General features: G+C 62.5%; 21 protein-coding genes and 2 pseudogenes. 12 read left to right on the top strand and 11 right to left on the bottom strand.

Annotated elements, in window-relative coordinates; translation table 11 throughout:
- Positions 1–388, top strand: a pseudogene (locus ACIPZG_RS14630) (hypothetical protein); the annotation flags it as partial.
- 91 nt (positions 389–479) lie between these two features.
- Positions 480–1,376 (top strand): formate/nitrite transporter family protein, encoded by an 897-nt coding sequence (locus tag ACIPZG_RS14625; RefSeq protein WP_400714802.1) that lies wholly within the window; start codon positions 480–482, stop codon positions 1,374–1,376.
- A 2-nt stretch (positions 1,377–1,378) separates the two neighbouring features.
- On the opposite strand, the gene ACIPZG_RS14620 is transcribed toward ACIPZG_RS14625, so the two are convergent.
- Positions 1,379–2,473 (bottom strand): MBL fold metallo-hydrolase, encoded by a 1,095-nt coding sequence (locus ACIPZG_RS14620; protein ID WP_400714799.1) that lies wholly within the window; start codon positions 2,471–2,473, stop codon positions 1,379–1,381.
- Between the two features lie 129 nt (positions 2,474–2,602).
- Between ACIPZG_RS14620 and ACIPZG_RS14615 the strand changes: the two genes are divergently transcribed.
- Positions 2,603–3,676: a diguanylate cyclase gene (locus ACIPZG_RS14615; protein WP_400714829.1), complete on the top strand. Its 1,074-nt coding sequence runs from the start codon at positions 2,603–2,605 to the stop codon at positions 3,674–3,676.
- 4 nt (positions 3,677–3,680) lie between these two features.
- Here ACIPZG_RS14615 and ACIPZG_RS14610 read toward each other — a convergent pair whose 3' ends face one another.
- Entirely contained in the window at positions 3,681–4,001 is a 321-nt protein-coding gene (locus ACIPZG_RS14610; protein ID WP_400640921.1) for a DUF2025 family protein, read from the bottom strand.
- Positions 4,002–4,183: 182 nt separating this feature from the next.
- Between ACIPZG_RS14610 and ACIPZG_RS14605 the strand changes: the two genes are divergently transcribed.
- Positions 4,184–5,398 (top strand): ATP-binding protein, encoded by a 1,215-nt coding sequence (locus ACIPZG_RS14605; protein ID WP_400714797.1) that lies wholly within the window; start codon positions 4,184–4,186, stop codon positions 5,396–5,398.
- Positions 5,399–5,410: 12 nt separating this feature from the next.
- A pseudogene (locus tag ACIPZG_RS14600) lies at positions 5,411–5,539 on the top strand (SDR family oxidoreductase); the annotation flags it as partial.
- A 54-nt stretch (positions 5,540–5,593) separates the two neighbouring features.
- Here ACIPZG_RS14600 and ACIPZG_RS14595 read toward each other — a convergent pair.
- From ACIPZG_RS14595 to ACIPZG_RS14565, 7 genes are all read right to left on the bottom strand, one after another.
- Complete coding sequence (locus ACIPZG_RS14595) at positions 5,594–6,463, bottom strand: efflux RND transporter periplasmic adaptor subunit (RefSeq protein ID WP_400714794.1); 870 nt, start codon at positions 6,461–6,463, stop codon at positions 5,594–5,596.
- An 11-nt stretch (positions 6,464–6,474) separates the two neighbouring features.
- Positions 6,475–6,681 carry a DUF1656 domain-containing protein gene (locus ACIPZG_RS14590; protein ID WP_400714791.1) on the bottom strand — a complete coding sequence of 69 codons (207 nt, stop codon included), beginning with the start codon at positions 6,679–6,681 and terminating at the stop codon, positions 6,475–6,477.
- Complete coding sequence (locus ACIPZG_RS14585; protein ID WP_400714788.1) at positions 6,668–8,656, bottom strand: FUSC family protein; 1,989 nt, start codon at positions 8,654–8,656, stop codon at positions 6,668–6,670. Before ACIPZG_RS14585 ends, ACIPZG_RS14590 begins: the two co-directional genes overlap by 14 nt.
- Positions 8,657–8,842: 186 nt before the next feature.
- The gene (ccoM, locus tag ACIPZG_RS14580) at positions 8,843–8,959 is read right to left on the bottom strand and encodes a cytochrome c oxidase subunit CcoM (protein WP_008097462.1); all 117 of its coding nucleotides are present in this window, start codon (positions 8,957–8,959) and stop codon (positions 8,843–8,845) included.
- A 135-nt stretch (positions 8,960–9,094) separates the two neighbouring features.
- Positions 9,095–9,244 carry a hypothetical protein gene (locus ACIPZG_RS14575; RefSeq protein ID WP_400714785.1) on the bottom strand — a complete coding sequence of 50 codons (150 nt, stop codon included), beginning with the start codon at positions 9,242–9,244 and terminating at the stop codon, positions 9,095–9,097.
- Between the two features lie 67 nt (positions 9,245–9,311).
- A complete protein-coding gene (locus ACIPZG_RS14570) occupies positions 9,312–9,644 on the bottom strand; it encodes an aspartate-semialdehyde dehydrogenase (RefSeq protein ID WP_400714782.1) in 333 nt (110 codons plus the stop codon).
- A gap of 108 nt (positions 9,645–9,752) precedes the next feature.
- Positions 9,753–10,451, bottom strand: a complete 699-nt coding sequence (locus tag ACIPZG_RS14565) for a M949_RS01915 family surface polysaccharide biosynthesis protein (protein WP_400714781.1) — start codon at positions 10,449–10,451, stop codon at positions 9,753–9,755.
- Positions 10,452–10,583: 132 nt separating this feature from the next.
- On the opposite strand from ACIPZG_RS14565, the gene rapA reads away from it, so the two are divergent.
- Both rapA and ACIPZG_RS14555 read left to right on the top strand, forming a co-directional pair.
- Positions 10,584–13,430, top strand: coding sequence for an RNA polymerase-associated protein RapA (gene rapA / locus ACIPZG_RS14560; RefSeq protein ID WP_400714778.1), 2,847 nt, complete (start codon positions 10,584–10,586; stop codon positions 13,428–13,430).
- 170 nt (positions 13,431–13,600) lie between these two features.
- Entirely contained in the window at positions 13,601–15,865 is a 2,265-nt protein-coding gene (locus tag ACIPZG_RS14555) for a putative bifunctional diguanylate cyclase/phosphodiesterase (protein WP_400714775.1), read from the top strand.
- On the opposite strand, the gene ACIPZG_RS14550 is transcribed toward ACIPZG_RS14555, so the two are convergent.
- Entirely contained in the window at positions 15,765–16,652 is an 888-nt protein-coding gene (locus tag ACIPZG_RS14550; RefSeq protein ID WP_400714772.1) for an NAD(P)-dependent oxidoreductase, read from the bottom strand. The two genes, ACIPZG_RS14555 and ACIPZG_RS14550, sit on opposite strands and share 101 nt — an antisense overlap.
- A gap of 168 nt (positions 16,653–16,820) precedes the next feature.
- Complete coding sequence (locus tag ACIPZG_RS14545; RefSeq protein WP_400714769.1) at positions 16,821–17,126, bottom strand: DUF2288 domain-containing protein; 306 nt, start codon at positions 17,124–17,126, stop codon at positions 16,821–16,823.
- Positions 17,127–17,486: 360 nt separating this feature from the next.
- On the opposite strand from ACIPZG_RS14545, the gene ACIPZG_RS14540 reads away from it, so the two are divergent.
- The 5 genes from ACIPZG_RS14540 (at position 17,487) to ACIPZG_RS14520 (ending at position 22,432) form a co-directional block, all read left to right on the top strand.
- Positions 17,487–18,602 (top strand): branched-chain amino acid ABC transporter substrate-binding protein, encoded by a 1,116-nt coding sequence (locus ACIPZG_RS14540; RefSeq protein WP_008097477.1) that lies wholly within the window; start codon positions 17,487–17,489, stop codon positions 18,600–18,602.
- A gap of 187 nt (positions 18,603–18,789) precedes the next feature.
- A complete protein-coding gene (gene livH / locus ACIPZG_RS14535) occupies positions 18,790–19,713 on the top strand; it encodes a high-affinity branched-chain amino acid ABC transporter permease LivH (RefSeq protein WP_008097482.1) in 924 nt (307 codons plus the stop codon).
- Positions 19,710–20,966, top strand: coding sequence for a high-affinity branched-chain amino acid ABC transporter permease LivM (locus ACIPZG_RS14530; RefSeq protein WP_400714766.1), 1,257 nt, complete (start codon positions 19,710–19,712; stop codon positions 20,964–20,966). The genes livH and ACIPZG_RS14530 overlap by 4 nt, the downstream gene beginning before the upstream one ends.
- A complete protein-coding gene (gene livG, locus ACIPZG_RS14525; protein ID WP_008097486.1) occupies positions 20,963–21,730 on the top strand; it encodes a high-affinity branched-chain amino acid ABC transporter ATP-binding protein LivG in 768 nt (255 codons plus the stop codon). The genes ACIPZG_RS14530 and livG overlap by 4 nt, the downstream gene beginning before the upstream one ends.
- The gene (locus ACIPZG_RS14520) at positions 21,731–22,432 is read left to right on the top strand and encodes an ABC transporter ATP-binding protein (protein WP_016498257.1); all 702 of its coding nucleotides are present in this window, start codon (positions 21,731–21,733) and stop codon (positions 22,430–22,432) included.
- Positions 22,433–22,579: the final 147 nt, after the last annotated feature.

Raw genomic sequence — 22,579 nt, 5'->3', positions numbered from 1 at the left:
CATGATCAAACTCTTCAGTTCAATACTGCTTGGGTTTTTAAGAAACCCTAAACTTGGCTCAGCAATCTCAAATGACTATGTGATTTCTCGCATGGCCACTTGTGATGCTGATAATCTTTGTGACTATCAGTCCGTACTCACAAGCACCCACACGAATTGCTTGATTCGATTTGTTAAAGAGCGTTTGGTCAAGAGCTTTTCGTCTCAACCGAGGCGCGCATTCTACGCTTTCCTCATTTGCTGTCAAGCGTTTATTTTGAAGTTTTTTGAATCAGCTTTCTTTCAAAAGCCTTTCACCTCAACAACTTACCGCTTGCCTCGTTGCGTTCAACGCTGCGAGGAGGCGAATAATACGCGCTTTGAAATCAGAGTCAACACCTTGATCTGAAAAAACTTTCAATTGTCATTTGAAAGCCTCCAGGCAACTAAATGCCTTCCCCGTCGCTCTGTAGAGAAATACCCCGTGGAGCGTAACGGCCATGAGCGATGCGCAGAGCGACAAGACCCCCGGCCTTTCCCCGGACGAGGAACAGGAGGTCAGCCATAACCAGCCCCCGCGGGCAGCCGTGCTCCATGAAATCATTCGCTCCCAGGGTGACCTGGAGCTTGAGCGCACCCTCGCGGCGCTGTGGTGGTCTGCCCTGGCAGCGGGTCTGACCATGGGTCTTTCCTTCATGGCCATGGGGCTTTTCTATTCGCGCCTGCCAGAGGGCGAGAGTGCCCAGGTGGTCGCCAGCCTCGGCTACAGCGCGGGATTTCTCGCCGTGATCCTGGCGCGCCAACAGCTGTTTACCGAGAACACCCTGACCGCCGTACTGCCCGTCATGACCACACCGACTCTCGCCAACCTCGGACGCCTGCTGCGCCTGTGGAGCGTGGTACTGCTGGGCAACCTGGCGGGGACATTGCTGGTCGCCTGGGTCATGCTCGAACTCCCGATCTTCGACAGCAAGACCGACGTGGCCTTCCTAGAAGTCGGCCGCAAGGTCATGACCAACGACATGAGCCAGATGTTCGCCAAGGGCATCGTCTCGGGCTGGATGATCGCCACCATGGTCTGGATGATCCCGTCCATGGAGCACGCCAAGATCTGGATCATCCTGATGATCACTTATCTAATGGCGCTGGGTGACTTCACCCACATCGTCGTCGGTTCGGTGGAAGTGTCCTATCTGGTCTGGGCGGGCGAGCGGACCTGGCAAGAGTTCTGGCTACAGTTCGCGCTGCCGACGCTGGTCGGCAACATCATCGGCGGCAGCTTCATCTTTGCCCTGATCAGCCATGCCCAGGTCCGTAGCGATAGCGGCAAGCCGCCCTCGCAGCTATTAAGAGAAGAAAAACCCACATCACCCGCCCAGCGCGACTCCCGGGAATGACCTCATTGCCCCGCCAGCGCGCGCTCGGCCCCCCTGCCCCGCTCGCGCGCCGGCCGCGGTTGCCACCAGTTCTGCCCTTCGTGTGGCGAATCGAGACTGACCCGCTCGCCCATCTGCGGCGTGCTCAGGCGCACTTGCGCGGCGCCAGCCAAGGCGACGATACGTTCGAAGGGTTCCTGCCAACCATGGATCGACAGGTCGAAGGTGCCATTATGAATCGGCAGCATCCAGCGCCCGCGCAGGTCGAGATGCGCTTGCAGGCTTTGCTCCGGCTGCATGTGCACGTTGGGCCAGGCCAGGTTGTAGGCGCCAGTCTCGACCAGGGTCAGGTCGAATGGGCCAAAGCGTTCGCCGATCTGGCGGAAACCGTCGAAGTAACCAGTGTCGCCACTGAAGAACAGGCGCACCGGCTCATCGATCACCACCCACGAAGCCCACAAAGTCCGGTTGCTGTCGAACAACCCACGCCCCGAAAAATGCTGAGCGGGCGTGGCGATGAAGCGCACGCCGTCGACCTGTGCCTCCTGCCACCAGTCGAGCTGGGTGACCTTGTTCGGCGGCACACCCCAATCGACCAGCCGATCACCCACCCCGAGCGGTGCCAGGAAGCGTTCAGTGCGCGGGGCCAGGCGGCGAATGGCCTGTTCGTCGAGGTGATCGAAGTGATCGTGGGAGAGAATGACCGCCGCCAGGGGTGGCAATTGTTCCAGTGTCAGCGGTGGCGCGTGGAAGCGCAGTGGCCCGGCCCATTGCACCGGCGAGGCCCGCTCGGCAAACACCGGGTCGGTAATAAAGAAGCGCCCGCGCAGTTTGAGCAATACCGTGGAGTGGCCCAGGCGCCAGAGGCTGTGGTCCGGGGCGTCGAGTACCTGCTGGCGAGTCATCGGCTGCACGCTGATCGCGGTCGCCGGCCGGGTTTCGGGTGGTTTGCGCAGGAACAGGTACTTGAGGCCGATGCGCAACTTCTTCAGCACCCCGTCCTGGGGCAGGCTGGCCTGGTTATGAAAGCGTCCGTCCCGCTGGGGCGCCGACTCACCGCCGGGGTTAGCCATGGGAATCATGAGCAGCAGCACTCCGAGCAAGAGGAAAGCCTTCATGTTACTCCACAGTGATCGCACTAACCGTGAATTGGCTTGCAAGGTCATTTTTCGACGATGAAACACTGTTCAACAATATTCACGCGACTTATGCGATAAACGGCGCCTCAACAAAAGAAGAAAACCATGATGGATAACCGCCGCGGCAAGGGACTCTCTTTCGTCAAGCGCATCTACCTGCCGCGCATTATTGGCTTGGGTATTGGGCTGCTCAGCGTGGCTGCCGCTATGGCGCCGCTGTCGCCCCCCACCTGGTCCTGGCTGCTTTTGCTGTTCAACGGCCTGCTCTGGCCGCATGTCGCCTATCAGTGGGCGCGACGTTCAGCGGCGCCTTATAAGGCCGAACACCGCAACATGCTGCTGGATTCGCTGATGGGCGGATTCTGGACCGTGGCAATGCAGTTCAACCCGCTGCCCACGGTCACCGTGCTGTCGATGATGACCATGAACAATGTGGCCGCCGGCGGCAAACGCCTGGTCGGCCAGGGTGTCCTGGCGCAGTTGGCGGGCATGGCGCTGGCCAGCGCACTGCTGGGCACCGGCCTGCACCTGGACACCACACCGCTGCAGATTTACGCGTGCCTGCCAATGCTGACCTTGTATCCGCTGGCCCTGGGCTGGGTCTGCTACCACCTGGCGATCCAGCTCGCCGAGCACAAACAGCGTCTGAGCGCCCTGAGCCTGACTGACAGCCTGACCGGTCTGCTCAACCACGGCGCCTGGAAAGACCTGCTCGTGCAGCACTTCCAGGCCTGTCAGCAGCAACAACGGCCAGCCGTGATCGCCCTGATCGACGTCGACCATTTCAAGACCATCAACGACACCTTCGGCCACGTGGTCGGCGACTGCGTGCTGCGCCAGCTGAGCGAGGATCTCAAGCGCCACCTGCGCGAGGACGACCAAGCCGGGCGTTATGGCGGCGACGAATTCTGCCTGATCCTGCCAGGCACCAGCGAGGCTCAAGCCTGCCTGGCCATGGAACGCCTGCGCGAGCGTGTGGCCGGCTATCGCAACCCACAGCTGCCCCACCTGAGGATCAGCCTGAGCATCGGCTTGTCGGCATTCCAGGCAGACCTGGAGTCCCCCGAGCACTGGCTGGAGCAGGCTGACAAGGCGCTCTACAGCGCCAAGCGGTGTGGTCGCGACCAGGTCAATTTCGCCAGTGCCGAAGGCACGCCGCTCAGGCTGGCTTATCCTGACTGAACCCTCAACGCAACGTGCGCTGCGCCACGATCTCCGGCAAATCGCTGCGGCGCAGGTAGATGCGAAGCGGCTCGCCAATGTTCAGCCGTGCATCCACATGCTGCTCCAGCAGCAACGCCAGCCGCTCACGGCACAGCGCCATGCGCTGCCCCTGCTCGGGCCGCCAGACGAATTCGCTGCACGGTGTGATGCTGTCGTCCGCCACGTCCATGCCGAACGCGTCCTCGGAAAACCGCACGATATGGACCCCGCGCTTGCCATGAAAACCGACGAAGCCCTCAAGCTGGTCGGCGGCGCTGCAGATGTCCAGGGATGTGATGGCCATGACGTAACCTCGCAATAGAACGGAAGTGACGCACGCCAGGCGGGAAGCGGCTGCCTCTGCTGGGCAACGCGCTCGCTCAGCCTAGCGCAGGTGCCAACCGTTTCGCCAAGGTTTTTCGTCATCCATCAGCAGGCCCGCTAGACTGACACCCTGCCCCTCCGTCGCCAATACCGGGACCGCTCATGACCGACGCCATCAGCGCCGATATCGCCACCATCGCCCGCATCAACGCCGTGCCCGCCATTCTCCAGGTCATCTGTGAAACCACCGGCATGCGTTTCGCCGCCGTGGCGCGCGTCACAGAAAACCAATGGGTTGCCTGTGCGGTGCTCGACACCTTGGGCTTCGGCCTGGACGTCGGCGGCGAGCTCGACGTGGCCACCACGCTTTGCCACGAGATCCGCAGCACTCACCAGACCATCGTGATCGACAAAGCCAGCGAAGACGAACAGTACTGCAGCCACCACACCCCCAAGCACTATCGCTTCGAAAGCTACATTTCAGTGCCGGTATTCCGTACCGATGGCAGCTTTTTCGGCACCATCTGCGCGCTCGACCCCAACCCGGCGGCCCTCAAGGGCAGCGCGATCCAGCCAATGATGGAGTCCTTCGCCCGCCTGCTGGCCATCCAGATCGAAAGCGAGGAAAACGCCCAGCGCACCGAGCGCGCCCTGCGCCAGGAGCGAGCCATGGCCGAAGTACGCGAGCAGTTCATCGCCGTGCTTGGCCACGACTTGCGCAACCCATTGTTCGCCATTACCGCTGGGGCCGAACTGCTGGCCCAGCGCCTTGAGGATGACAAGAACCGCGCCATCGCTCGGCACATCCACACCTGTGGCCGGCGCGCTTCGCAGCTCGTGCGGGATGTGCTGGACTTCGCCCGAGGCCGGCTAGGCGCAGGCATCCCCCTGAACCAGCAGCCCTGCCCGGACCTGGCCGAAGGCCTCAGGCATGTCGCCTCGGAACTGCAAGGCGTGCATCCGCAACGCCAGATCGTGCTGGACATCGGCGCCCTCGGCGGCCTGCGCTGTGACCGTGAACGGGTGACCCAGCTGCTCTCCAACCTCATTGCCAATGCCCTGGTCCATGGCGACCCAGATGGCCCGGTAACCGTCAAAGCAGCCATCGCTGACGGCGAATTCGTGCTCAGCGTGCACAACCGGGGTCAGCCCATCGCTGCGCCGACCCTGAGCCAACTGTTCCAGCCGTTCACCCGGCCACTGGCCGAAGCACCGCAGCAAGGCCTGGGGCTTGGCCTGTACATCGCCAATCAGATCGCCCTGGCCCATGACGGGAGGATGGAAGTAGTGTCTGACGCCCAGCGAGGCACCCTGTTCAGCTTTCATCTGCCGCTGGATCGACCTGAGACGCCAGCAACCCAGCCAACCAGCTCATGAAAGCCTGCACCCGCGATGGAAGTATTGACCCGCTACCAGGCCAAGGCGCTGGGGGCACGTGGCATCCGGGTCAACATTGTTGCCCCCGGGGCGATCGAGACTGACTTTGGTGGCGGCGTGGCACGCGACAACCAGCAGGTCACTGGCGGGATGTTCCTCTGATTGGCCAGGGCCGCGACGGCGGCCCCAGGCTCCTCACCGGTCAGCCTGATCTTCATGCACCTGCACGCTGGCCGTCATCCCTGCACTGAGGTTCATGTCCTGCGGAATCTGGTCCAGCCTGATCCGCACCGGTATGCGCTGCGCCAGCCGCACCCAGTTGAATGTGGGCTCGACTTCTGGCAACAGCTGGCTGTCGGGGTTGCTGTTGCGGTCGGTGATGCCTCGGCTGATGCTCTCCACATGCCCTCGCATCGCATCGCCTGCGCCCATCAGCCAGACATTCACCGAGTCGCCCACGCGAATGCGCGGCAGCTTGGTTTCCTCGAAGTAGGCCTGAATATAGAAAGTCGAATCATCCACCAGGGCCATGACAGCCTCGCCGGTATTCACATAGTTGCCCTGGGCCAGGCGCAGGTTGGTGATGTGCCCATCGCGCGGCGCCCGCACCTCGCTGCGCGCCAGGTTGATTTTCGCCACCTGCAACTGGGCCTCGGCCTCATGCAGCTCGCCACGGGCGATGGCGGCATTGATCTGGGCGTTTTCGCGCAGCTCGGCACTGATCGCCTCCGGGCCCAGCGCCGTGCGCCGCGCCGCTTCGCGCTCGCGCAGGTGCAGTTGCTGGGTGCGCGTTTCGGCCACGGCATTGGCCTGGTCGAAGGCTGCCTGGAAACGCTCGCGATCGATGGTCATCAGCAGGTCACCGGCCTTCACCGGCTGGTTGTCCTGCACCTTGAGCTCGCGCACCCAGCCAGACACGTCGGGGGCGATCACCACCACATCGGCCCGCACCCGGGCATCACGTGTCCACGGGGTGAGCATGTAGTACTGCCAGAGCTTGTAGCCGGCCAGAACAGCGATGGCGACCACGCAAAGGGTCACCAGGGTACGGACGACAGCACGCATCGAATCACTCCTCACAAAGGCCCTAGCAGGCGGACGACCAGGTACAACACACACACGAACACGGCCGTATCGAACAGTGCTTCATGCCAGATCCAACGCGCCAACGGCGTGGCCTGCACTACCAGACGCAAGGCGCCGGTGAGCACCAGGGCCAGCAGCACGTAGATCAGAAAAGGGCTGAGCAGCACGCCGCCCAGGGCCCATTCACGCAAGCCCATGGGCTTCCTCCTGCCAATGGCACCATTTGCGCCAACTCCTCTGCAATTGCAACACGGCACCTTCGGCCAGGCGCAACGGGTCACTGGGTGGCTGACGCTGCAGGGCGGCGATGAAGTGCTCGCTGACGGCGTCCAGGCGTTGCCCGCGGCCAGCGGCCGGCCCTTGCGCCAGCACCGCTTGCAGCTGTTCCAGGTATTCGCGCTCGGCGGCGCCCAATGGGGCCTGGGCTACCGCCAGGCACATGCGCAAGTGCACCAGTTCATCCCCGATATCCAGGCCATGCAGGCCGTCATCCCAGAGCTTGCGCTCGGCGCCGGGCGACTCGCTGACCTGCCGCGCCAACTGCATCAGGCGGTCGGCCATGCGCCCGCCAAACCAGGTGTCGGCACCGCGCAGGTCACGTCGGGTCAGCCGTACCAGGTCACTTTGCGTTGCCGCCCGCAAGCGTCGGCGAAGCCAGGCTGGGTGACGGAACACCAGCAGGCGGAACGCCAGCACGGCCGCGCTCACCCCAAGGAGCATCGCCAAGGCACTGTTGAGCATGCTCGCCACGCCAAATTGCATGGCATTGAGTGGCGCCACCAGGACGATGCAATGCAGGCAATAAGACGTGGCCGTGGCGCCGGTACGTGGGTGGGCCATGCCCAGGGCGCCCAGAAACAGCGGCACGCCCAGGCCCAGGCAAAGCATGGCGAAACTGCTCCACTGCGGCAGGATGATCTGCCCGACCAGAAACGCCACCGGGATTGCCAGCAAGATGCCGCGCAAGAAACTCAGGCCGATCTGGGCGCCGTTTTCACGGCTGGCGAACAAGCTGCAGACCACGCACGTCAACACCAGCCCGCCCGGCGCAGACGGCCAGGCGGTGGCCAGCCAAAAGCAACTCATCACCAGGAAGGCCAGCGCACTGCGCGAGCCGAACAACAGCGCCAACGACCAATCATGGTGCGCGGCCAGGCCCTCCCCGACTTCCTTGGACGCCCTGCCCGCTTCGACGTCATCCAGTGCCTGGCTGGCGGCCATGGCATAGTCCAGCAGCAAGGTGATGCGAGCCAGGCAGAAATGCTCGGCAGAACTGATCTGCTCAGCGTGTGCGGCATCCCAGATGCGTTGGCGCAGCAGTAGCAGGCTTGGTTGGTCGGGTTTGGCCAACACCACGCGCACCTCTTCCAGCCATGGGCCAAGCGCGAGCGCTTGCTGCTCATCGAGTTGCCGCCATTGCCGGCGAACCGAGCGCGAAATGCGCAGCAACACCATCAACTTCTGGCTCAGCACGCGAATCGCCCTGGCCCGCAGGCGCCCGCGCGGTCCTTCGAACCAGGCATGCTCGCGCTGGGCATCGATGGCAACGATGCGCCCGAGGATCTCCAGCAAGCCCTTGCGTGCTTCGTCCTCGCCGCCGAGCATGGCGCTGGCCGCCTGCAGGCCGTTCTGCCAGGCTTGGCGGGCCTGCCCGGCGAGTTGTTGTTCAACCCGCATCGGCCACAGCAAGGCACTGGTGGCGGTGGCGCAGAAGATCCCCAGGCAGATTTCGGTACAGCGCGCCACAGCCTGGTCGAACACTTGCAACGGGTGGTCGATCGCCGGCAAGGCAATGATTGCCGCGGTGTAGCCGGCCAGCACGAAGGCGTAGGCCCACGCGCTGCGCAGTTGCGTGGAAGCAGCCGTGCACAACGCCAGCCACAACGCCAGGGTAATGAGGAACAACCATGGGGTCTGGGCGAACAGGCCAATGAATACCACCGACATGAACGTGCCGACCAGGGTCCCCGCCAGCCGCGCGAGGCCCTTCTGCACCACCATGCCCGACAACGGCTGGGCGACGATGAAGGCGGTCATCAATGCCCAGGCGGGCTGCTCCAGCCCCCAACGCATCGCCAACCACAGGGCCAGACCACCACCGAGCACGGTCTTGATGGCGAACTTGAGGGCGAGGCTGCTGGGTGCGAACAGGGCCTGGAGGGTGATGGGCACGAATCGGACCTTGCGGGGGGATGATTAGGTAAACGATAGACAACGCAAAGAAGGATAATGCCGAAACAATAAATAGTTAGCTAACCATTCTTTTGGCCAATTGTGCAGTCGATACAAAACCAACAGGCAAAAAAATAGGCGACCGAAGTCGCCCAAAATGCCTTGCGTGCTCGTGAATCTGGAAGGTCAGCGCGGCTTGCGCTTGTTCGAGTCCTTCCAGATGAAAATGCCTAGACCGGCAAAGAAAGCGAACATCAACCCGACCGTTACCACACCCGCGATAACCACATTGTCGAAGAACATGTCGGCCTCCCGATTCGTTTGCCGTTGTCCGATGGATGCAAGGTAACGAATGCGGAGGAGGGAAAAATTGATCGGGATCAATGCTGCCCGGGACCGGGCAGGCGAGGCGGGTGCAGGGTTGACCTGCGTCAAGTTTCAGCGCTTCTTGGGCTTTTTCTTCTTTGCCTTGCCCAGCGGCATGGCTTGCTCGAACGCCTGGCGCACTTCGTTGAGGCGTTTTTCCTTGAGGTCGTGGACGCGCTTGGCGCGTTCGGCATCGAAGTCGATGAGGTTGTCTTGGCTCATGTGCAGGCTCGACGGTGAACAGAGACTTGCATGATGAAGCCAGGCCCCGGCCATGACCAGCCCTGGCTCAGACTTCGATGTCGACCAGCAGCCCCTGGCGAGGGTGCTCGCCCATCAATGGCGCCACCGGTACGGTGTTGTCGGCGTTGACTTCGTCGCCCGGCACCGCGCTGTAGCGCTCCTGGTCACCCCTGTGGTTTCGGCGTTGCTGCTGCCAGCGCTGTTCGTCGCGCAGCAACAGGGCCTGCTCCTGCGGGTCGCGCTGGTGCTTGAGGTCGATGGCACTTTCACCGGACGACGGTTGCGCGGGGACCACCGGCTTGATCTCGGGGGTCGGCTTGACCGGGTCCTGTTGCGATGTGACGGGCGCAGCACTGAGCGGAATGATCGGCGGCAACATGAACGTTCTCCTGTACCCACTGTATCGGCCAACCGTCGACCACCTTGAGCACCGCCAGGTGAGCGTGTGTGGTCCGTCACGGCCGCCTCATGCCACTAAAGCCTGCGACTATTCGGCTTCGTCGTCAGGCTCGTCGTCGTCGACGGGCGGGCTGGCCTCGCTCCAGGGCCGCTTGTAGACCTGTTGCCAGACAGCATCCATGTGCTCGCGAAGTACCTGAGGGGCATTTTTCAGCGATGCACTGTCTTCACGCTCGCCACCCACTGGCTCTTCCCCCGCGGGCGTAATCAGCGACTGGCCGGTGATGGTGTAGCTGGTCTGGCCTTCGCGCATCTCGATGGCGATGTCGTGGGGATCGATTCCGCCGCCACAGAAGGCATGGCTGGCCACCGTCACTTCGGCGATGCCGTCCTCGTTCAGGTCGCTCACATCACTGACATCGGTATAGAAGTCGACATCCAGGTCCAGCCCGGAGCAGGTGGTTTCCTGCTCGATCTGCCAGCGCGCCTTGAACGCGTCGCTGGCGGCGCCCCGCCCGTACAGAGTGGCCTTGAGCACCACCTTGTCCACTTCCTGCTCGGACTCGGCATCGACCGCCTGGCCGTCGCTGCGGCTGAGCACCAGCAGGCCTTCGCCGTCCTGGTCTCGGAAATGCACGCTCTTGATCGGTGTCTGCACGCCCAGTACTTCAAGCTGCTCGATCGGGATCGCGTGCAAGGTTTCGAATTTTTTCTGATCGCAGGCGCCGAGCAACAGCAAGCTGCCCATGGCCAGGGAGGCGTTCAACCAGCGGTGCTTGAGCGGCATGTCAGTGCGTAGCCCTCGTCAGCAAGACGGTTATCTGTGATGAAACAGCTAGACTGATGGTCTTTCTAGTCTATGGTCAGCCCGGCCTATCCGTTAACATAGCCGGCTTTTCATCGCGGGAGTTCAGGCAGTATGGCGCAGCAGTATCAACCGGGGCAACGCTGGATCAGCGACAGCGAAGCAGAGCTCGGACTGGGGACCATCCTGGCGCAGGATGGCCGCCTGTTGACCGTGCTCTACCCGGCCACTGGCGACACCCGCCAGTATTCCCTGCGCAATGCGCCGCTGACCCGCGTGCGCTTCTCGCCAGGTGACCAGATCACCCACTTCGAAGGCTGGAAGCTGACCGTACGCGAGGTCGAGGACATCGACGGGCTGATGGTCTATCACGGCCTCGACGGCCAGAACCAGGCGCGCACCTTGCCGGAAACCCAGCTGTCGAACTTCATTCAGTTCCGCCTGGCCAGCGACCGCCTGTTCGCCGGTCAGATCGACCCGCTGTCCTGGTTCAGCCTGCGGTACAACACCCTGCACCACACCAGCAAGCAGATGCAATCGTCGCTCTGGGGCTTGGGTGGCTGCCGTGCGCAACCGATCGCCCACCAGTTGCACATTGCCCGCGAAGTCGCCGACCGTAGCGCACCACGCGTGCTGCTGGCCGACGAAGTGGGCCTGGGCAAGACCATCGAGGCCGGTCTGGTGATCCATCGCCAGTTGCTGTCCGGTCGCGCCAGCCGCGTATTGATCCTGGTACCGGAAAACCTCCAGCACCAGTGGCTGGTGGAAATGCGCCGGCGTTTCAACCTGCAGGTGGCATTGTTCGACGCCGAGCGCTTCATCGAAAGCGACGCCAGCAACCCGTTCGAGGATGCCCAACTGGCGCTGGTCGCCCTGGAGTGGCTGGTCGATGACGAAAAGGCCCAGGATGCACTGTTCGCCGCCGGCTGGGACCTGATGGTGGTCGACGAGGCCCATCACCTGGTCTGGCACGAAGAGCAGGCCAGCAACGAGTACAACCTGGTCGAGCAACTGGCCCAGGTCATTCCCGGCGTGCTGCTGCTCACCGCCACGCCCGAGCAACTGGGCCAGGACAGCCACTTCGCCCGCCTGCGCCTGCTCGACCCCAACCGTTTCCATGACCTGGCCGCCTTCCGCGCCGAGAGCGAGCACTATCGCCCGGTGGCCGAAGCGGTGCAGGAGCTGCTCGACGAAGGCCGCCTGTCGCCCAAGGCCCACGCCACCATCCAGGGCTTCCTGGGTGCCGAAGGCGAAGCCCTGCTGGCCGCAGTCAGCGACGGCGACAGCCAGGCCAGTGCGCGCCTGATTCGCGAGTTGCTTGACCGCCACGGCACCGGCCGCGTGCTGTTCCGCAACACCCGCGCGGCGATCCAGGGCTTCCCTGAGCGCCAGCTGCACCCTTACCCGCTGGCCAACCCGGAGCAATACCGCGACCTGCCGGCCGGCGAGCATGCCGAGCTGTACCCGGAAGTCGCCTTCCAGGCGCAGGGCGATACCAGCGATGACGAGCGCTGGTGGCGCTTCGACCCACGGGTCGACTGGCTGATCGATACCCTGAAGATGCTCAAGCGCACCAAGGTTCTGGTGATCTGCGCCCACGCCGAAACCGCCATGGACCTGGAAGACGCCCTGCGCGTGCGCTCCGGTATTCCGGCCACGGTCTTCCACGAAGGCATGAGCATCCTCGAACGTGACCGCGCCGCCGCCTACTTCGCCGACGAAGAATTTGGCGCCCAGGTGCTGATCTGCTCCGAGATCGGCAGCGAAGGCCGCAACTTCCAGTTTGCCCATCACCTGGTGATGTTCGACCTGCCGGCCCACCCCGACCTGCTCGAACAGCGCATCGGCCGCCTCGACCGCATCGGCCAGAAGCACACCATCCAGCTGCACATCCCGTACCTGCAGGACAGCCCGCAGGAGCGCCTGTTCCAGTGGTACCACGAAGGCCTCAACGCCTTCCTCAATACCTGCCCGACCGGCAACGCCCTGCAGCACCAGTTCGGCCCACGCCTGCTGCCGATGCTCGAAGATGGCGACGGCAAGGCCTGGACCGCGCTGGTGGCCGAAGCCCGCAGCGAGCGCGAGCGCCTGGAAGCCGAACTGCACAGCGGCCGCGACCGCCTGCTGGAGCTAAACTCCGGTGGCGCCGGCGAAGGCCAGGCGCTGGTCGAAGCGATCCTCGAACAGGACGACCAGTTCGCCCTGCCGATCTACATGGAAACCCTGTTCGACGCCTTTGGCATCGACAGCGAAGACCACTCGGAAAACGCCCTGATCCTCAAACCGAGCGAGAAGATGCTCGACGCCAGCTTCCCGCTGGGCGACGACGAAGGCGTGACCATCACCTACGACCGCACCCAGGCGCTGTCGCGCGAAGACATGCAGTTCCTCACCTGGGAACACCCGATGGTGCAGGGCGGCATGGACCTGGTGCTGTCCGGCTCGATGGGCAACACCGCCGTCGCCCTGATCAAGAACAAGGCACTCAAGCCAGGCACCGTATTGCTCGAACTGCTGTTCGTCAGTGAGGTGGTGGCGCCGCGGAGCCTGCAGTTGGGCCGCTACCTGCCGCCAGCAGCGCTACGCTGCCTGCTCGATACCAATGGCAACGACCTGGCTTCGCGGGTGGCCTTCGAAACCCTCAACGACCAGCTCGAAAGCGTGCCACGCGCCAGCGCCAACAAATTCGTCCAGGCCCAGCGTGACGTGCTGGCCAAGCGCATCAGTGGTGGCGAGGAAAAAATCCTGCCGACCCATATCGAGCGCGTCGCCGAGGCCCAGCGTCGCCTGGCCGCCGAGGCGGATGAAGAGCTGGCGCGCCTTACGGCGCTGAAAGCCGTCAACCCTAGCGTGCGCGACAGCGAGATCGACACCTTGCGCAAGCAGCGTGACGACGGCCTGGCGATGCTGGAAAAGGCCGCCTTGCGCCTGGAAGCGATTCGCGTGCTGGTCGCCGGTTAAATTGGCTATACCCCGGGGGCGCATTGCGCCCCCACTCCCGCCTCACGGTTTTATTTCCCGCCGTTATTGATTCAATAACCAAATCATAGAATCAAAGTGCCATTACCCAGGAAGGTTTAATCACTCCTTCCTATACTGCCTTGAGTGCCCACTCGACGAAGAGGCAAGCGATGGAATGGCTGGGTCTGCAATTGTTCGCCGAGCTGCCCGTTACCGGACGGATCGTCATCGACTGTCGGCATGAACCCCTTTTGATCCTCATCGCTTTCGCCGTGGCCAGCGCTGCCTGTTTCGCCACCCTGGACATGGCCGAACGGCAGTCCCACAGCGAACACCCTGCCGCGCAACGCCAATGGCGCATGCTCGGCGCCTGCTGCCTGGCAGGTGGCATCTGGGCCATGCACTTCATCAGCATGCTGGCGTTCCAGGCACCGGTGGAAATGCACTATGACGCGTCGCTGACTGGACTCTCGCTGCTGATCGCACTGGTAGTGGCGTGGATGGCGATGACCAGTCTCGACCGTATTCACATGCGCCTTCAGAACTACCTGCAAAGCGCGCTGCTGATCGGCCTGGGCATCATCCTCATGCATTTCGTTGGCATGGCGGCCCTCCAAACCGGCGCCCAGCAGTACTACAACACCGGCCTGTTGCTCACTTGCGCGGCCATCGCCCTGCTCACCAGCCTCGCCGCCTTGCTACTGGCGCGCTACTTCAGCAATGGCAGTGGCGGCCTGCACCAAACCATGAAGTACGGCGCAGCCCTGCTGATGGCCGGAGGCATCGTCGCCACGCATTTCACGGCCATGGCGGCCATGACCCTGGTGATTCCAGAGGACACCGCGTTAAGCCTGGCCTCCGGCGACAACAGCCTGCAACTGGGCCTGACCATCGCCTTCATCACCCTGCTGATCAGCGGCAGCAGCATCAGCGCCGCCCTTGCCGACAAGAAGCTGCAGAGCAAGGAACACGACCTGCGCCGGGTCAGTATCCTGCTCAGCCAGCTGGACCAGGCACGGGCTTCATTGCAGCAGGCTGCCCATTACGACGCACTGACCAACCTGGTCAACCGCCGCGGCTTCAACCAGCTGTTCGCCGAACGGCTGGCCGAATGCACTGCCAGCGCCAACCGGCTGGCAGTGATGTTCCTCGACATCGACCACTTCAAGCGTATCAACGACAGCCTTGGCCACGATGCCGGCGACGAATTGCTCAAGGCCATCGCCAGCCATATCAAGGCCGCCACCCGCAGCCAGGACCTGGTTGCGCGCTTCGGCGGCGACGAGTTCTGCATCGTCACCAGCCTCGGCAGCCGCGATGAAGCACGTCACCTGGCCCAGCGCATCATGCAGCGAATGAAGGAGCCGATCGACCTGGGTGGCCGACGCATGGTGATGACCACCAGCATCGGCATCAGTATCTTCCCCGACGATGGACACAGCGCCGAAGAACTGCTCAAGCATGCCGACCTTGCCCTTTACCAATCCAAGGGCAACGGGCGCAACAGCCTGCATTTCTTCAACAGCACGTTGAAGAGCCGAGCCACCCTGGAATTGCAACTGGAGGAGGAATTGCGCATCGCTCAGCTCGAGGAGCGAGGGCTATGCGTGCATTACCAACCCATCTTCGACTTGCACAGTGGCCAGGTCGACAAGCTTGAGGCCCTGGTGCGCTGGCAGCATCCACAGCATGGTTTGCTCGGGCCGGACCGCTTCATCGGCATCGCCGAAGCCAACGGCCTGATCGTCGACCTGGACCTGTGGGTGCTGCGCCGCGCCTGCGAGGACCTGGCCCAGCTCCAGCGTCACGGTTACGGCGCCCTCAAGGTCACGGTCAATTGCTCGGCAGTGACCCTTGGCCACGAGGCGCTGGCCCACGAAGTGGAAATGGCACTGTCGCATGCTGGTCTTGCGCCCCATCACCTGGAGTTGGAGATCACCGAAAACGCCCTGATGGGCGACATCCAGCGCACCGTCGGCCTGCTCAAGGGCATTCGTGACCAAGGCGTCAGCCTGTCGATCGACGACTTCGGTACCGGCTATTCGTCGCTCGCCTACCTCAAGCGCTTGCCACTGGATGTGCTGAAGATCGACCGCACGTTCCTGCAGGATGTGCCGGGCAGCCTCAAAGACCGCGAGATCATCCAGGCGATCATCGCCATGGCCCATACCTTGCACCTGAAAGTGGTCAGTGAAGGGGTGGAAACCGTCGAACAGCACGCGTTCCTCGCTGATAACGGCTGCGACTACCTGCAGGGCTACCTGTTGAGCCGCCCAGTCCCTTTGGCAGACCTGCGGCCGATCCTGGACCGGCTCGACCGCCAGGAAATAGCCCCTATTCCTTATTGCGATAGAGTTCTACCAGAGTCGCCGGATCTTTTTGCAGATACCCCTGGCTACCGTGCAATCGCATCAATTGTGCGGCAAGGCCACTGAGTGGCGTTGCCGTGCCCTGTTCACGGGACAACTTGACTGCGCCGTCGAGGTCCTTGAGCAGCGTGCGTACATGCCACTTGATCGGTTCGTAATTGCTTGCTGCCATCTGCGGCGCAAGGATCTGCAGCGGTTTGGAATCGGCGAAACCGCCGGCCAACGCTTCGGCGATCAAACGGGCATCGACCCCCGACTGCTCGGCCAGGGCCACCACTTCGGCAATGACCAGGGCGTTGCAGGCCACGATCATCTGGTTGCAGGCCTTGGTCACCTGCCCCGCCCCCACGCCGCCCATGTGCGTCACGCGCTGGCCGAGCACCTGCAATACCGGACGTGCCCGCTCAAGGTCGGCGCCATCGCCGCCGACCATGATCGCCAGCGTGCCCGCCTCGGCCCCTGGGGTACCGCCAGACACCGGCGCATCCAGCCAGGCCATGCCACACAGCGCCGCCAGTTCGGCAGCCATTTCGCGTGTGGCGGTCGGCTCAAGGCTGGAGAAGTCGACCAGCAATTGCCCGCGGCGCCCGCCCGTGGCAATGCCATGCTCACCGAACACCACCTCGCGCACCACGGCGGTATCGGCCAGGCATAGCAGCACCATGTCGTTGTCGCGGCACAACTCGGCGGGGCTCGCCGCCAGGCGCGCGCCTGCGGCAACCAGCTCGGCGCATTTTTCCGGGCTGCGGTTCCACACCGTCAGCGCGAAACCTGCGGCCAGCAGGCGCCGGCACATGGGCAAGCCCATCAGGCCGATTCCGGCGAATCCAAGTGAAGGAAGTTCAGAACTCATGGAGCGCTCCTGGCAAATTCAACATTCACTGGGCCGCACAACGACCCATTACGCATTCCGTAAACTGTTACCGCCACGCCAAATTGTTACCTACCTCTACCCGGGTGCACGCCCGCAAGCACCAAGTCGAGGCGACTGTGCGTTTTCACGCACCAAAACGGAGCACCTTCACGCAGACGTCTTCGCTTGAATCACGATGAACGGCGAAACCACCACCGCCCAGATCTCTGGATCGCGGCTTTGCAGGTCGAGCGCCTGCTCAGCGCTGACCGGCCCAACAGTGCCATCACTGCGCCACTTGGCGAAGATCTCGCTGCGATTCTCGGCCATCGCTTCGGCAACGGCGATGAGGTCCAGGCTAGGGTCGACCCAAATCAGGTCACCCTTGGCCCAAAAACGCTCCAAGGCTTTCCACTCGATGGTCGCCGTCTCGCCAAGCAATTTGGCATAGAGGGTGCTTGTTTGATCAGTCATGGGTTCGTACCCGCAAAATCGGCCAATGAAAAAAGGCCCGCATTTTTGCAGAAAAACCCGGTTTCAAATATGTAATTTGGTCGATTGGCCCCGAACGTGTGGGGTGGAGCCGAAGATACAGGCAAATTGATGGCGCTTTTTTGTATCTTTGTGTCGATCATGCGACAACCCGGGAATCAGGCGCTTTTCGCCCGCTTTTCAAGCGCTCGAACAGCGCTCTACACTGTACCGGTACAGTTCCGGGACATGTTCCGGGGGAAGGTGGGCATGCAGTGTGGCGTGGCCATACCGCAAATCCCGCCCGGTCTGTAGCCCTGGCCGCCAGGACTATAAGAATTACAACAGAATGAGTGGAGCACTATGATCAAGATTTCCAAGCTGTTCGCCGCAATGGTACTGGCTGGGGTAGCCAGCCATTCGTTTGCCGCCGATACCATCAAGATCGGCATCGCCGGTCCGAAGACGGGTCCTGTGACCCAGTACGGCGACATGCAGTTCATTGGCGCGAAACAGGCCATCAAGGACATCAACGCCAAGGGCGGCGTCGATGGCAAAATGCTTGAAGCCAAGGAATACGACGACGCGTGCGACCCTAAACAGGCCGTGGCGGTCGCCAACAAAGTGGTCAACGACGGCGTCAAGTTCGTCATCGGCCACCTGTGCTCCAGCTCCACCCAGCCAGCGTCCGACATCTACGAAGACGAAGGCGTGATCATGATCACCCCGGCTGCCACCAGCCCGGAAATCACCGCCCGTGGCTACAAGCTGATCTTCCGCACCATCGGCCTGGACAGCGCCCAGGGTCCGGCCGCCGGCAATTACATCGCCGACCACGTCAAACCAAAAGTGGTTGCCGTTCTGCACGACAAGCAGCAGTACGGTGAAGGCATCGCCACCGCCGTCAAGCAGACCCTCGAGAAGAAAGGCACCAAGGTGGCCGTGTTCGAGGGCCTGAACGCCGGTGACAAGGACTTCTCCTCGATCATCCAGAAGCTCAAGCAGAACAACGTCGACTTCGTCTACTACGGCGGCTACCACCCCGAGCTGGGCCTGATCCTGCGCCAGGCTCAGGAAAAAGGCCTGAAAGCCAAGTTCATGGGCCCAGAAGGCGTGGGTAACGACTCCATCTCGCAGATCGCCCAGAACGCCTCCGAAGGCCTGCTGGTCACCCTGCCGAAATCGTTCGACGCCGACCCTGAGAACAAGGCCATCGTCGACGCCATCAAGGCTGACGGCAAAGACCCAAGCGGCCCGTTCGTGTTCCCTGCCTACTCCGCCGTGGAGCTGATCGCCAAGGGTATTGAAGCGGCCAAGTCCGAAGATACCGACAAAGTGGCTGCGGCCATCCACGCCGGTTCCTTCAAGACCCCGACCGGCACCCTGACGTATGACGAGAAAGGCGACCTGAAAGACTTCAAGTTCGTGGTCTACGAATGGCACTTCGGCAAGCCGAAGACTGAAGTCTCCCCTCAGTAACTGCGTGACTAAATAGCTGACCGTAGAAGCCCACTGTGCGAGCAGTGGGCTTTGTTTTACGAGGTTCATGGGCCTGATTGCCGCGATCCGGCAGCGGGTTCACCTGAAAATCTTAAAACCGTCATCCGCGGTTTCCTGGCCGTCACCCGGCCGGCGAAATGCAAATCAGGTTTTTAGGAGCGCTGTAATGCCTGAGATCTACCATTTCTTCCAACAATTGGTTAATGGATTGACCATCGGCAGCACCTATGCCTTGATCGCCATCGGTTACACGATGGTGTACGGCATCATTGGCATGATCAACTTCGCCCATGGCGAGGTGTACATGATCGGTTCCTACGTGGCCTTCATCGCCCTGGCGGGCCTGGCCATGATGGGTATCCATTCGCTGCCGATCCTGATGACCGTTGCCTTCGTCGCGACGATCTTCGTCACCAGTGCCTATGGCTACAGCATCGAACGGGTTGCCTACCGCCCCCTGCGCAACAGCAACCGTCTGATCCCGCTGATTTCCGCCATCGGCATGTCGATCTTCCTGCAGAACACTGTCTTGCTGTCGCAGGACTCCAAGGACAAGTCCATCCCCAACCTGATCCCCGGGAGCTTCTCCTTCGGGCCGGGCGGTGCTGAAGAAGTACTGATCAGCTACATGCAGATCCTGGTGTTCGTGGTCACCCTGGTGGCCATGACCCTGCTCACCCTGTTCATCTCCCGTTCCCGCCTGGGGCGCGCCTGCCGTGCCTGCGCCGAGGACATCAAGATGGCCAACCTGCTGGGCATCAATACCAACAACATCATCGCCCTGACCTTCGTCATCGGTGCCGCACTCGCGGCGGTGGCGGCCGTGCTGCTGAGCATGCAGTACGGGGTGATCAACCCCAACGCCGGTTTCCTGGTGGGCCTGAAGGCTTTCACCGCGGCGGTATTGGGCGGCATCGGCAGCATCCCGGGCGCGATGCTCGGCGGGCTGGTGCTGGGCGTGGCCGAAGCCTTCGGCGCCGACATCTTCGGCGACCAGTACAAGGACGTCGTGGCATTCGGTCTGTTGGTTCTTGTCCTGCTGTTCCGGCCGACCGGCATCCTCGGCCGCCCGGAGGTTGAAAAAGTATGAACAGAAATCTCAAACAGGCGTTCTTCGCCGCCTTGCTGGTATGGGCCGTGGCCTTCCCGGTGCTGGGCCTGAAACTGAGCATCGACGGCATCAGCCTTGCGGTGCACAGCCAGGGCTCCTTCACCATCAGCATCATCGCCGTGTGCTCGGTGCTGATGTTCCTGCGCGTGCTGTTCGACAAGCAGTGGAGCTCGGTAATGGGCCGCCGCTCGGATCGCAAATTGATCCCGCCGGCAGTCAGCAACTACCTGACCCTGCCCAAGACCCAGCGCTACGTGATCTTGGGCCTGATCGTCGCGGCACTGGTGTGGCCGTTCTTCGGCTCGCGCGGTGCGGTGGACATTGCCACGCTGATCCTGATCTACGTGTTGCTGGGCCTGGGCCTGAACATCGTGGTCGGCCTGGCAGGCCTGCTCGACCTGGGCTACGTGGGCTTCTATGCCGTGGGTGCGTACAGCTACGCCATGCTCTCCCACTACCTGGGCTGGAGCTTCTGGGTGTGCCTGCCGATCGCCGGCCTGATGGCCGCCACCTTCGGCTTCCTGCTCGGCTTCCCGGTGCTGCGCCTGCGCGGTGACTACCTGGCGATCGTGACCCTCGGCTTCGGCGAGATCATCCGCCTGTTCCTGCGCAACCTCACCGACTGGACCGGCGGCCCCAACGGCATCAGCAACATCCCGAAACCGGAGCTCTTCGGCCTCACCTTCGAACGCCGTGCAGCCGAGGGGATGCAGACCTTCCATGAGTTCTTCGGGCTGGAATACAACTCGATCAACAAGGTCATCTTCCTCTACCTGGTTGCCCTGCTGCTGGCGCTGCTGGCCCTGTTCGTCATCAACCGCCTGCTGCGCATGCCGATCGGCCGTGCCTGGGAAGCGCTGCGTGAAGACGAGATCGCCTGCCGCGCGCTGGGCCTGAACCCGACCGTGATCAAGCTCTCGGCCTTTACCCTGGGTGCCTGCTTCGCGGGCTTCGCCGGCAGCTTCTTCGCCGCGCGCCAGGGCCTGGTGACGCCTGAGTCGTTCACCTTCATCGAGTCGGCGATCATCCTCGCCATCGTCGTGCTCGGCGGCATGGGCTCACAACTGGGCGTGATCCTCGCGGCCATCGTGATGATCCTGCTGCCCGAGCTGATGCGTGAGTTCAGCGAATACCGGATGCTGATGTTCGGTGCGCTGATGGTGTTGATGATGATCTGGCGTCCGCAAGGCCTGCTGCCTATGCAACGTCCACACATGGAGCTGCGTCGATGAGCCGCGAAATTCTGCAAGTCAGCGGCCTGAGCATGCGCTTCGGCGGCTTGTTGGCGGTCAACGGCGTGGCCCTGACCGTCAAGGAAAAACAGGTCGTGGCGCTGATCGGCCCGAACGGCGCTGGCAAGACCACCGTGTTCAACTGCCTGACCGGCTTCTACAAGCCCAGCGGTGGCACCATCCTGCTCGACGGCCAGCCGATCCAGGGCCTGGCCGGCCATCAGATCGCCCGCAAGGGCGTGGTGCGGACCTTCCAGAACGTGCGCCTGTTCAAGGAAATGACCGCACTGGAGAACCTGCTGATCGCCCAGCACCGCCACCTCAACACCAACTTCTTCGCCGGCCTGTTCAAGACCCCGAACTTCCGCCGCAGCGAGAAGGAGGCCATGGAGCGTGCGCAGTACTGGCTGGAGAAGGTCAACCTGACCGAGTTCGCCAACCGTACCGCCGGCACCCTCGCCTACGGCCAGCAGCGCCGCCTGGAAATCGCCCGCTGCATGATGACCCAGCCACGCATCATCATGCTCGATGAACCGGCAGCGGGCCTGAACCCGAAGGAGACCGAAGACCTCAAGGCGCTGATCGCCTACCTGCGCGAGTCGCACAACGTCACCGTGCTGCTGATCGAACACGACATGAAGCTGGTGATGAGCATTTCCGACCATATCGTCGTGATCAACCAGGGCACCCCCCTGGCCCACGGCACACCGGAGGAGATCCGCGACAACCCTGATGTGATCAAAGCCTACCTGGGGGAAGCGTAAATGCTGAAGTTCGAGAACGTTTCCACCTTCTACGGCAAGATCCAGGCGCTGCACAGCGTCAACGTGGAAATCAACCAGGGCGAAATCGTCACGCTGATCGGCGCCAACGGTGCCGGCAAGTCGACCTTGCTGATGACCCTGTGCGGCTCGCCGCAGGCGCACAGTGGCAGCATCAAGTACCTGGGTGAAGAGCTGGTCGGCCAGCCTTCCTCGCACATCATGCGCAAGAGCATCGCGGTAGTGCCCGAAGGCCGCCGCGTGTTCGCCCGCCTGACCGTCGAGGAAAACCTGGCCATGGGCGGCTTCTTCACCAACAAGGGTGACTATCAGGAGCAGCTGGACAAGGTCCTGCAGTTGTTCCCGCGCCTGAAGGAGCGTTACATCCAGCGCGGCGGCACCATGTCGGGTGGCGAGCAGCAGATGCTGGCCATCGGCCGGGCGCTGATGAGCAAGCCCAAGCTGCTGTTGCTCGACGAGCCTTCGCTGGGTCTGGCACCGATCATCATCCAGCAGATCTTCGACATCATCGAGCAACTGCGCCGCGATGGCGTGACGGTGTTCCTGGTGGAGCAGAATGCCAACCAAGCGTTGAAAGTCGCCGACCGGGCGTACGTGCTGGAGAACGGCCGGGTGGTCATGCAGGGGACCGGGGAAGCCTTGCTGACCGATCCGAAAGTGCGCGACGCCTACCTGGGTGGTTGAATGAGAAAGGGCCTTCGGGCCCTTTTTTCTGCCTGTCCGAAATGTATCGCCTGTACTGGCCCTATCGCCGGCAAGCCGGCGATAGGGCCAGTACAGGCACTGCATCAGCCCTTGTGAACCTCGCCCAGCCTGAGTAACGTGGCCAGC

The sequence above is a fragment of the Pseudomonas sp. NPDC089395 genome (genome assembly GCF_044749525.1).
Taxonomy (GTDB): Bacteria; Pseudomonadota; Gammaproteobacteria; order Pseudomonadales; family Pseudomonadaceae; genus Aquipseudomonas.
The sequence above is the reverse complement of the archived record's forward strand: the minus strand, read 5'-3'. Positions and strand labels throughout refer to the sequence as shown.